Here is a 12,181-nt window from a genome sequence, read left to right as displayed (position 1 = left end):
AAATTTTTTCATAATTTTATTCCTCCAAATTTATATAAATTTTATTTAGTTTCTTTTTAACATACTATATATATACCTTTTGTTTTTTTATTTAAACATGTTATTTAAAATTTTTATGTTTTTTATCCAATCTGTATATTGTATCTAAATAGTTTTAGTTATTTTTTACATTACTAAGAAAACATTTTTTTGATATTATTAAAATATAAAATGAAATTAAAATATAGTTGTTAAAAGGGGGAAATGGTAATGGCTAAGGTAATTTTAAAAAATATATGTAAATCATATTCAAATGGATTTAATGCAGTAAAAAATGTAAATATAGATATACAAGATAAGGAATTTGTAGTACTAGTTGGACCATCTGGCTGTGGTAAATCTACTACACTAAGAATGATAGCAGGCCTTGAAGAAATAAGCGATGGTGAACTTTATATAGGAGAAAAATTAGTAAATGATGTAGACCCTAAAGATAGAGATATAGCTATGGTTTTCCAAAACTACGCACTTTATCCTCACTTAACAGTATACGAAAATATGGCATTTGCTCTTAAACTTAGAAAAGTACCTAAGGATGAAATAGATAAAAAGGTTAGGGATGCAGCTAAAATATTAGATTTAGATAAATTATTAGATAGAAAACCAAAAGCACTCTCAGGTGGTCAAAGACAAAGAGTTGCACTAGGGCGTGCTATAGTTCGAAATCCAAAGGTATTCTTAATGGATGAACCTTTGTCAAACTTAGATGCAAAACTTAGAACATCAATGAGAACAGAAATAACTAAGCTTCATAAGTCTTTAGGTACTACATTTATATATGTAACACATGACCAAGTCGAAGCAATGACTATGGCAGATAGAATAGTTGTTATGAAAGATGGTGTAGTTCAACAAATAGATACTCCACAGGAAATATACGATAATCCAAATAATATGTTCGTTGCTGGATTTATAGGCGCTCCACAAATGAACTTTATAAATGTTACTTTATCTGATGTAAATGGAGAAATACATGCAAAGGCTGATGGATTTGATATAACATTAAATAAAGGTGAATCATCTAGCTTAATAGAAAATGGATATATAGGTAAGGAAGTTGTTCTAGGTATAAGACCTGAAGATATACATATGGAAGATATATTTGTCGATAATAGCTTAGATAGTACTTTTGAAGCTACTGTTGAACTTGGAGAGCTTATGGGTGCTGAAATATATGCTTACTTAAAAACAGGTAATCAAAGTATAACTGCAAGATTTGATGGGAGATATAGAGTTAAAATGGGAGACAAATTAAAGCTTGCTATGGATAAACATAAAATACATATATTTGATAAAGAAACACAAGAATCTATAAATAAATCTCTAGTTTATATATAAATACTTCTAAATTAATGATATATTTAAAGTAGGATGATTAATCATCTTACTTTTTTAATTGAAAACTTCAGGGGTGGTCTTCATGCAAAATTTGATACAATTTATAGAGGGAAAGACAAATAAAAAAATTAATTTTTTTGAGTATAATAATCAAAATATTAGCAAAAACCAAAATATAGTAACCTTTAATGATAAAACATATGTTATAGAATTTATAGAAGATATAACTATAGATAATATAAAAGGTTATTTTTATATATTCTATCAACAAGACTGTGAAGTAGATAATTTAAAGGGAATATTATATAACTTGTATGATAATATAAAATTATTTTTATACGAAAATTTATTAATATTAAATTCAGATTATAAACTAGACATTAATTTCCATACACCAGAAATAATAGAATCAGAGACTTATAGAAATACTTATATTGTGGATTTAGGTGAAATATATGATATAGATATACTTAAATCTAGAGTATCTATTTTTAATGAAATACCTAAAGAATTCCTTATAAATAACACTTTTTTTAAAAACTACATAACTTTAAAAGATTTAGTAATATATAAATTTATATATTTTATAAAGCATGATAAGTCTTTTTACGATTTGATAGATTTTGAATCTATAAAAACAATGGATATAAACTTGTTAAATACAGGAATATGCTTTATAGAAAATGATCAAAATATTTCTAAAACTTCATCATCATTATTTTTACATAGAAATACACTTATATATAGATTAGATAAAATTAAAGAAATACTAAATCTTGATTTGAAAAACTTTAAAGATGCTTTAATTTTCTATTTAACTATAAAATCTTATATAAACTTTAAATAATAATTTTTATTTTAACTATTAACAGCTTAATCTATTTAAGCTGTTTTTATTTTGCCTAATCTGCATATTACTAAATTACGAATATTTTTATCATAGTTTTTATAAAATAAGATTAGCTATAACTTTAAACAAGGAGGATATTATGGGATTTTTAACTATATTTTTTACAGCATTTGCACTTTCAATGGATGCATTTGCTGTATCTCTTACAAAAGGTATGACTTTAAAGAATATAAATTTTTGGTTAGCTTCTAAAGTAGCTTTTTTCTTTGGATTATTTCAAGGCGGTATGCCTTTAATTGGTTATTTATTAGGTGTAAATTTTGAAAGCTATATAAAAGCATTTGATCACTGGATTGCTTTAATTTTACTAATCTTTCTCGGTTTAAAAATGATTTTAGATGCAAAAGACAAACCTGAAGATACTACTTCATATTACATAAATAATAAAGATCTCATTATATTGTCAATTGCAACTAGCATAGATGCACTTGCTGTTGGAGTTAGTTTTTCCTTTTTAAGTGTAAATATAATTCCTATATCTATTACTATATCTTTAGTTACATTTATAGTATGCTTTTTAGGTGTTTTATTAGGAAAAAAAATTGGTAATTTATTCAAATCATCTGCTCAGATAATAGGTGGAGTATTACTTATTTTAATAGGTTTAAACATATTCAATGATCATACAGGTATTATAAATTTACTATTTTAATATATATTACAATTTTTTAACTTTACTTTTTATTGTATAAATAATATAATATAAAATAGTTCTAAATCTAACCTTATTTAGTCAACATGGAGGTGTAAAGACGTGAAAAATATTTTTAAAATATATAAAAAAGACATAAAGGATATTTTTACAAACAAAGTATTGTTAGTAATAATACTAGGACTAACTGTCTTACCATCATTATATGCCTGGTTTAATATAAAGGCATCTTGGGATCCTTATGGTAGTACTAAAAATATATCAGTTGCTATAGTTAATAATGATAAAGGTACTGAAATAAGAGGTAAGGATATAAATGTTGGTGATGAATTAGTAAAAAAACTTAAGGAAAATGATAATTTAGGTTGGAAATTTGTAGATAAAGCTGACGCAATAAATGGAGTTAAAAAAGGTACATATTATGCCTCAGTTGAAATTCCAGAAAGCTTTTCTAAAGATTTGACTTCATTAACTTCTGATGAAGTCAAAAAAGGTAAGATAATATACACAGTTAATGAAAAAATAAACGCGATAGCCCCTAAAATTACAGATAAAGGTGCTTCAACTATACAAAATGAAGTTAATCAAACAGTAGTAAAAACTGTTAGTCAAATTATATTTGAAGTATCTAATAATTTAGGTATAGAACTTGAAAATCAACTTCCAAAGCTATCTAATTTAGAAAGTGAACTTATAGATGTTCAAAGTAAATTTAAAGATATATATAAAACTGTAAATCTTGCTTCAGATGCTACAGATAAAGTACAAGATCTTGCTAAGGAATTAAAAAAAGATGTTCCTTTAATAACTTCTACTATATCTAATACTAAAAAGTTAGCATCAGATGTAAAAGTATTTTTACAAGATAGCAAAGGTAGCTTAGATAAAGTTGCTCCTGTAATAAAAGAAGATTTGCAAATAGTATCTAAAGTTTCATCAAGTGCTTCATCAAATATATCATCTATAATAGATGCGATAAATAACGGTGCTGATAATATACCTCAACTTATAGATAGCTTATCATCAAAGCTTTCTACTTTATCAAGTACAAGTAATACAGTACTAGACTTTTTAAATAAACTAAATGCTATTAAACCAGGTGGGCCTCTAGAAAATGCTATATCATCTTTACAGTCTATAAATAATAGTTTAAATAATGCTACTAACGCTTTAAATGCTATAAAAGGACAGATTGCAAATGGAGAAAAACCTTCTTTAGATAAGTTAAATAGCATATTAAAGGTTGTAAATGATGTAAACCAAATTTCTACATCAATTTTAAATAATTTTGATTCAAAAATAGTAAATCCTATAAATAACATATTTGAGGGAAGTTTCAATACTGCTAATGAAGTTATTAGTGTGTTAGATAAAGCTCAAGCAAAACTACCTCAAGTTGAGGATATACTAAATACTACGATATCATTATCAGATAGTGCGAAAGATAATATATCATTTATAAGAAAAAAACTACCTATAGCTAAATCAACAGTTGATGAATTAGTTAATGCTATGAAAAAAATAAACTCAAGTGACGATGTTAATGAGTTAATATCTTTACTTAAAAGCGATGCTATAAAACGTGCTGAGTTCTTAAAGCAACCAGTAGAGCTAGTTACAGATAAATTATATCCAGTAGCTAACTACGGAGCTGGTATGACTCCATTTTATACAGTATTATCTTTATGGGTTGGTGTACTTTTATTAATGTCATTACTGTCTGCTAATGTACATGGAGATTACAAACCATTTGAGATATACTTTGGTAGAGGACTTACTTTCTTAACTATAGCTATAATACAAGCTTTTATAGTAAGTGCTGGTGATTTATATATTCTAAATGTTAAAGTTATTGATCCTTTATCATTTGTATTATTATCAATGTTTACAAGTATTGTATTTACAGCTATTGTATACTCATTGGTCTCTATATTTGGAAATGTAGGAAAAGCAATAGGTGTAATACTATTAGTTATACAAGTTGCTGCATCAGGAGGTACTTTCCCTATACAAGTTACTCCTCCATTTTTCCAATACGTAAACCCATTTTTACCATTTACTTATGCTATATCTGCTCTTAGAGAGACTGTAGGTGGTATTTACAAACCAGTATTGATAAAAGATATATATGTATTAATAGTATTCTTAATAATACCTATAATATTAACTATACTATTTAAAGGTATTATTAATAGATATACAAAACCTATAAGTGATAAATTTAATGAAAGTGACTTAACTGGACATTAAAATTTAATATAAAAGATTGATATATATCAATAAAAAAGTCTTCCTAAAATCTTTAGGAAGACTTTTTACTATATTAATGTTTTATGTCGTCGTAATGTATACCAACTCCAGGTCTATGCTTATTCTCTTCTCGTTCTTCATGTTCTCTTTCTTCTATTGCTTTATTTACATATCCTTCTAACTCTTCTTTACTTACATTTGTACAATTTTCTTCTATTATTCTATTTGAATTAAATTCATCTACTTTGCATTTTAGATCATCATCAAAATTATCCATGTCTTCATCACAACAATAAGCTCTGCTATCATAATCATCATAATAATATGATTCATTTTTATAATCATTGCAACAATTGAAATTTTTATTCATTCTTTTATTCTTAATAGCCTTATATGCAAAATACCCCCCTACTCCAACTAAAACTCCTCCTGTATATACTAATGCTTTTTTATTTTTTATGTCGACTCCATTTTTCATTTTACGTTTAACTAAGTACTTTACCATAGAACTTTTTCCTCCTTAAATGTCATATACTATATTAATAGTATTTGTATTATCTAATAAAAAATTCTTCTATTAAAAATAAAAAAATAACCCTTAAATTAGGGTCATTTTTTTTTATATACATATATATAGGTTATAATTAAAGTTAATACTTCAGCAAACACAGCACTTAACCATACTCCATTTACACCTAAGAATATTGGAAGTATAGTTATACCTATTATAATGAGTATAATCCCTCTTGATAATGATATTACATTAGATAATATCCTATGTTCCATGGATTGATAATATGCTCCATTAACTATATTTATCCCCATAAATATAAATGCTAAGAAGTAATATCTTATGGCATTCACAGTTATATCTACAATCTGACCTTTTTCACTTGTAAACACGCCTACTATAAATTGTGGAAATAATATACCTATAATATAGAAACTTAATCCAACAATTATAGAAGTCTTCAGACCTTTTTTTCTTACTCTCTTTACTCTATCTATCTTATTTGCACCATAATTTACACTTATTATAGGTTGCATAGCTTGTGATATCCCCGTAAATATAGCTGCTGCTACTAAAGATACATTTGCTATTATACTATATGCACTAACACCTATATTACCTACTATATTTAGTAATTTCAAGTTAAATATAAATATTACTATTCCAGATGATATTTCAACAATAAAGCTTGGTAAACCATTAAATAGTATCCTTGATATATCTTTTACATTGATTTTAAATTTTATAAATCTTAAGCTACATTTTTTAGATATAAAGTGAGTTAAAAGTATTAATAGGTTTATAAGTGATGCTATTGATGTAGCTAAACCAGCACCTTTTATCCCCATATCAAAAATAAATATTAGTAAATAATCCAAAATAACATTTGATAAACCACTAGTTACAGTAGCTATCATAGCAAGTCTTGGATTATGATCATTTCTTATAAAAGCTGATGTAGTATGAGCTAAGATATAACTAAATGAAAATATTAAAACACCACTTAAATACTCTTTTACCATATATATATTACTTATATTAGCCCCTAGTATATACCCTATTTTCTCAGTAAATATCTTCCCTAAAGTAGATAATGTAATTCCTACTAAAATAGCTATTATAATAGATTTTGTAAATATCCTTTGTGACTCAACTATTTCTCCTTTTCCTCTACTTATACTTAAGGCTGTAGCCCCTCCCATACCAAACAAAAGCCCTAATCCATTAAATAGATTAAATATAGGTATACATATATTTAAAGCAGCTAATCCATCGCTTCCTATACCTTGTCCTATAAACATAGTATCTGCTAGTATACAGAACGATACTGCTAGCATACCCAAGACACTATTAATTAAATACTTATAAAATAACTTATTTATATCTGAATTTAAAAATACACTTTCTTTATCTTTCATTAACTTCTCCTCATACATATATTTATATATAGTATTTGCTATAATGAAAGTATATTATTCATATTAGTAAGCATTCTATAAGCTTATATTTAATATATAGATATGTTTTCTAATAAATAGTAAAAAAAATAATGACATAAAAATATGTCATTATTTTTTGTGTTTTATACTATTTTAAATGGATTTAAATCTATATTACTTTTTAAAACTTCTATATCATGTATATCATCTAAAAATCTCTTCATAACATCCTTAAATATATCTTCAGTTTCAAAGTGCCCACAATCTATTATACACATCCCCATATCTATTGCATCTTGTGCATCATGATATTTAACATCTCCAGTTATTATAACTTCACAACCACTTCTTTGAGCTTTCTTAACCATATCAGCACCAGAACCTGTAACTAAAGCTATTTTACTTATAGTAGTATCTAAACTACCTACTACTCTAATATGTTTCATATTTAGCTTTTCTTTTATAGAATTACTTAAATCTTTTAAACTAATCTTTTCTTTTAACTTAGTAACTCTACCTAAACCAACTGAATTTCCTTTATTCTCTAGTTTATATAAATCATAAGCTACTTCTTCATAAGGATGAGCATTTATCATAGAGCTTAAGACTCCGCCTAATATTTTTTGAGGTACAATAGTTTCTATTTTTACCTCTTTAACACATTCTATCTCTCCTTTTGTTCCTATAAATGGATTTGTGCCCTCTAAAGGCATAAAGTTACCTTCTCCCTCGCATGTAAAGCTACAGTGACTATAATTTCCTATATGACCTGCTCCTGCTTTTCCTAAAGCATTTTTAACCTTATCTATATGAGTCTCAGGAACATAAACTGCTAGCTTATATAATACTTCGTTATTTGTAACTTCTAATACCTTACAATCTTCAAATCCCATTAATTCCATGAAGTAATCATTTAAACCATCAAATGCTATATCAAAGTTTGTATGCATAGAATAAAGTGCTATATCATTTTTTATTAATTTATGTATAAGTCTTCCTTTTAAATCCGATGTATTTATTTTATTCATCTTTTTAAATATAAATGGATGATGAGTTATTATTAAGTCTATATTATTTTCTATAGCTTCATCTATAACTCTTTCATTTGCTTCTAGAACTAATAATACTTTTTTAATATCACTGTTAAAATCACCCACTAAAAGGCCTACATTGTCCCAGTCATAAGCTAAGTTTAATGGGTATTTAGCTTCTATATTTTTTATAAGACTTTTAAGTAACATAATATCATTCCCCTTATAAAGTTTTTAATTTTTCTAATTTAGATATATTAAGTCTACTATCTTCTATTTTCTCATCTATCCCTTTTCCACTTTTTCCTTCTAATTTATTAAGTATTGAAGTGTATGTATGTATTCTTTTATCTATAAACTCATTTAGTAATTCATCTTTATTTTCTATAAGTTTATTTCCTACTTCATAAAATATTTCATCTTCTACATTAGTATTTTTCCCAGTATATTTAGCCACTATTATTTCATATATTCTGAAATCTTCTCTAACTAAAACCTCATCTAATATCTCATATCCATTATTTAATAGATATTTTCTAAGTTCTTTTTGTGCTTGCATTGGTTGAAGTATAAATTTTTCAGTACTTTGTGCTACTTCTATATTAGCTTCTAACAATTCACTTATAAGTATTCCACCCATACCTGCTATTATAACTTCATCAACTTCACATTTCTTTAATACTTCTATACCTGATCCTAATCTCAAATCAACTTTATCAATTAAATTATTATGTCTAACTTCTTTTCTTGCATTTTCAAGCGGTCCTTTATTAACATCTGCAAGTATTGCAAAATCTATGTTTCCTTCATTTAATAAATGTACTGGTATATATCCATGATCTGTTCCTATATCAGCAATTTTTTTGCCTTTAGTAACTAAAGATGCTATTTTTAATAATCTATCTGTTAACTTCATTTATATAGTCCTTTCCTTATTTCTTAGATGCAAAAAAACGCCTTATATAAAGGCGAGTTTTTGGTATAATCTAGTCTAAGTAGTCTTTTAATTTTTTAGATCTACTTGGGTGTCTTAATTTTCTTAAAGCCTTAGCTTCTATTTGTCTTATTCTTTCTCTTGTTACATCAAACTCTTTACCAACTTCTTCAAGAGTTCTTGCTCTTCCATCTTCAAGACCAAATCTTAACTTTAATACTTTTTGTTCTCTTTCATTTAAAGATCCTAAAACTTCTTCTATTTGTTCTTTAAGTAGTGAATATGCTGCAGCTTCTGCTGGTGCTGGTGCTGCATCATCTTCTATGAAATCTCCTAAATGACTATCTTCTTCTTCTCCTATTGGAGTCTCAAGAGATACTGGATCTTGAGCTATTTTCATTATTTCTCTTACTTTTTCTTCTGTCATATCCATTTCTTTAGCTATTTCTTCAGGCTTTGGATCTCTACCTAATTCTTGAAGAAGCTGTCTAGATACTCTTATTAATTTATTTATAGTCTCTACCATATGTACTGGTATTCTTATAGTTCTTGCTTGGTCAGCTATAGCACGAGTTATAGCTTGTCTTATCCACCATGTTGCATAGGTACTAAATTTAAATCCTTTTTCATAGTCAAATTTTTCAACAGCTTTTATAAGACCTAGGTTACCTTCTTGTATTAAATCAAGGAAAAGCATACCTCTTCCTACATATCTTTTAGCTATACTTACAACTAGTCTTAAGTTTGCCTCAACTAGTCTTTGTTTAGCCATTTCGTCCCCTTCATTCATTCTTCTAGCTAATTCTACTTCTTCATGCGGCTTAAGTAAAGGTATCTTACCAATTTCTTTTAGATACATTCTAACAGGATCGTCTATACTTATACCTTTAGGTAATGATAAATCTATAGCTTCTAATTCCATAGGTGCATCATCTTTTGATAATTCTTCATCTACACCATCTTCTAGCACATCTATATCTAAATCATCATCTGATGAGAAATTAATATCAGCATTTTGAGGTTTGCTTTCTATAACCTCTATACCTAAGTTTCCTAAAGTTTCATATAAATTTTCTATTTGATCTTTATCAAGTTCAGTTTCAGAGAAAGCTTCCATTATTTCCCCTAAAGTAAGAGATCCTTGCTTTTTACCTTTTTCAATTAATCCCTTAGCTGTTATTCTTTTTGATTCTTTTTTATTTGTTTTATTTTCCACACTCAGACCTCCCTTCATTAAAGCTTTTGTAGCATTCTTCTTATTTCCACGATTTTTAAAGCAATTTCCATAATCTTACCATCTACCTCTTTCGTGTCACTATTATTTTTATTTTTTTCAATTTCTTTTTGTTCTTTTAATAATCTATTCATTTTTTCATTAAGAGTATTTTTCTTTACATTCTTAATAATATCATCTACACCCTTGACATTATTCAAGCTCATATTATTCAATGATATATTTTCTATATCTTTAATGTATTCTTCGGATATGTTTAAACTTTTAATTTTGTCAATAGTTATTTTGTCCAATTCTTGATTTTTAATTATCCAATTTAAAATTTCTTTACTTTCATCTAATAAAAAATCATTGTCATTTACTTTTAGTACGATTATATCTCTTAGTTTTTTATCTTCTATCATTAATTTTATAAGATTTTTCTCAACAAACTTTTCTCCATTTGTTATAATCTTAGGTTTTTCTATTACAACTTCGTCTTTTTTTATATATTTACTTTTTTGGTATTTATTATTTCCATTTTTATTATAACTTTTTCCATATATTTCCCTTTTTATGGAATCTATACTTATTTGTATTAAATCACTTAAGTATTTAGTATAATAGTCAATTTCAACAGGACTTTTTACTTTTTTTATTATTTTAGATGCCTCTTTTGCAAATTTAACCTTATCTTCATCTTTATTTAGATTAAATTGTTTTTTTAAATTATTTATTCTAAATATTATTTGATTTATTGACTCATCTATTGCCTCTTGGTATCCTTTAACTCCATATTTTCTTATAAATTCATCTGGATCTTTGCAATCCTTTAAATTTAATACTTTAACATTTATATCTATATCACTTAATATTTCTATAGCCCTTAATGTAGCTTTTATACCTGCTTCGTCCGAATCATATGATATAATAACATTATCAGCATATCTTTTAATTAACATACCTTGTTCTTTAGTAAGTGCCGTACCTAACGTAGCTACTACATTTTTTATACCATATTGATAAAGAGATATTAAATCCATATATCCTTCAACTAATATCAAAGTCTTATTTTTTATTTCTTTCCTTGAGAAATTAAGGCCATATAAATTATACCTTTTATTAAACGTTATTGTATCTGGGGAATTTAAGTATTTAGGTAATGAATCATCAAGTACCCTACCTCCAAACCCTATAACATTTCCTCTATAATCAAATATGGGAAACATAACTCTATTTCTAAATTTATCATAAATTTTGTTACTTTCTTTTTTATGTGCTAATAGCCCACATTCTATAAGATCTTTGTTACTATAACCTTTTGATGTTAAATAGTCCATAAGTGAATTCCAAGATGCTAGTGAATACCCAAGTCCAAATTTTTTTATGATTTTGTCATCTAATCCTCTACTTCTTAGGTATGCATATCCACTATTTTTCTTAGTGTGTAGGTTAGAAAAATAAAATCTAGCCGCTTCTGTGTGTATATCTTGGAACTTTTTTATCTTTTCTAATTTTTTCTTAGATTCTTCATCCATATTAGTATTAATTTCAATTCCATACTTCTGAGCTAAAACTTTTACTGCATCAATAAAATCTAGATTTTCCATCTTCATAACGAAGTTAATTACATCTCCACCCTCTCCGCATCCAAAGCATTTATAAATTTGCTTAGATTCATTTACATAAAATGATGGTGTTTTCTCGCCATGAAAAGGACAAAGTCCCTTATAGTTTATCCCAGATGATTTAAGCTCTATATACTGGGATATTGTGCTTACTATGTCACATCTACTTTTAACTTCTTCTATTATATCTTTTATATCATTCATATTATCACCTTCTGGTGTAATTTTTTCTAACA

The 12,181-nt window shown here is 26.4% G+C and carries 10 protein-coding genes; 4 read left to right on the top strand and 6 right to left on the bottom strand.

What is annotated here, in order from left to right:
* Positions 1-249 precede the first annotated feature (249 nt).
* The 4 genes from ugpC (at position 250) to ABHC41_RS09330 (ending at position 5,189) form a co-directional block, all read left to right on the top strand.
* The gene (gene ugpC / locus ABHC41_RS09345; protein ID WP_271892161.1) at positions 250-1,377 is read left to right on the top strand and encodes a sn-glycerol-3-phosphate ABC transporter ATP-binding protein UgpC; all 1,128 of its coding nucleotides are present in this window, start codon (positions 250-252) and stop codon (positions 1,375-1,377) included.
* A gap of 82 nt (positions 1,378-1,459) precedes the next feature.
* Positions 1,460-2,224, top strand: coding sequence for a helix-turn-helix domain-containing protein (locus ABHC41_RS09340; RefSeq protein WP_271892163.1), 765 nt, complete (start codon positions 1,460-1,462; stop codon positions 2,222-2,224).
* Positions 2,225-2,366: 142 nt separating this feature from the next.
* Positions 2,367-2,939, top strand: a complete 573-nt coding sequence (locus tag ABHC41_RS09335; protein ID WP_271892165.1) for a manganese efflux pump MntP family protein — start codon at positions 2,367-2,369, stop codon at positions 2,937-2,939.
* A 102-nt stretch (positions 2,940-3,041) separates the two neighbouring features.
* Entirely contained in the window at positions 3,042-5,189 is a 2,148-nt protein-coding gene (locus tag ABHC41_RS09330; protein ID WP_271892167.1) for a YhgE/Pip domain-containing protein, read from the top strand.
* A 73-nt stretch (positions 5,190-5,262) separates the two neighbouring features.
* On the opposite strand, the gene ABHC41_RS09325 is transcribed toward ABHC41_RS09330, so the two are convergent.
* From ABHC41_RS09325 to dnaG, 6 genes are all read right to left on the bottom strand, one after another.
* A complete protein-coding gene (locus ABHC41_RS09325) occupies positions 5,263-5,694 on the bottom strand; it encodes a hypothetical protein (RefSeq protein ID WP_271892169.1) in 432 nt (143 codons plus the stop codon).
* Positions 5,695-5,798: 104 nt separating this feature from the next.
* Positions 5,799-7,118 carry an MATE family efflux transporter gene (locus ABHC41_RS09320; RefSeq protein WP_271892171.1) on the bottom strand — a complete coding sequence of 440 codons (1,320 nt, stop codon included), beginning with the start codon at positions 7,116-7,118 and terminating at the stop codon, positions 5,799-5,801.
* Between the two features lie 164 nt (positions 7,119-7,282).
* Positions 7,283-8,380 carry a Nif3-like dinuclear metal center hexameric protein gene (locus ABHC41_RS09315; RefSeq protein WP_271892173.1) on the bottom strand — a complete coding sequence of 366 codons (1,098 nt, stop codon included), beginning with the start codon at positions 8,378-8,380 and terminating at the stop codon, positions 7,283-7,285.
* A 13-nt stretch (positions 8,381-8,393) separates the two neighbouring features.
* Positions 8,394-9,086, bottom strand: coding sequence for a class I SAM-dependent methyltransferase (locus ABHC41_RS09310; protein ID WP_271892175.1), 693 nt, complete (start codon positions 9,084-9,086; stop codon positions 8,394-8,396).
* A gap of 70 nt (positions 9,087-9,156) precedes the next feature.
* The gene (gene rpoD / locus ABHC41_RS09305; RefSeq protein ID WP_242871306.1) at positions 9,157-10,320 is read right to left on the bottom strand and encodes an RNA polymerase sigma factor RpoD; all 1,164 of its coding nucleotides are present in this window, start codon (positions 10,318-10,320) and stop codon (positions 9,157-9,159) included.
* A 17-nt stretch (positions 10,321-10,337) separates the two neighbouring features.
* Positions 10,338-12,149, bottom strand: a complete 1,812-nt coding sequence (gene dnaG, locus ABHC41_RS09300; protein ID WP_092927431.1) for a DNA primase — start codon at positions 12,147-12,149, stop codon at positions 10,338-10,340.
* Positions 12,150-12,181: the final 32 nt, after the last annotated feature.

The organism is Romboutsia sp. 1001216sp1 (genome assembly GCF_039841805.1).
Classification (GTDB): domain Bacteria; phylum Bacillota; class Clostridia; order Peptostreptococcales; family Peptostreptococcaceae; genus Romboutsia_C; species Romboutsia_C hominis.
Note: the sequence above shows the minus strand (reverse complement) of the source record. Positions and strands in the feature narration are given on the sequence as shown.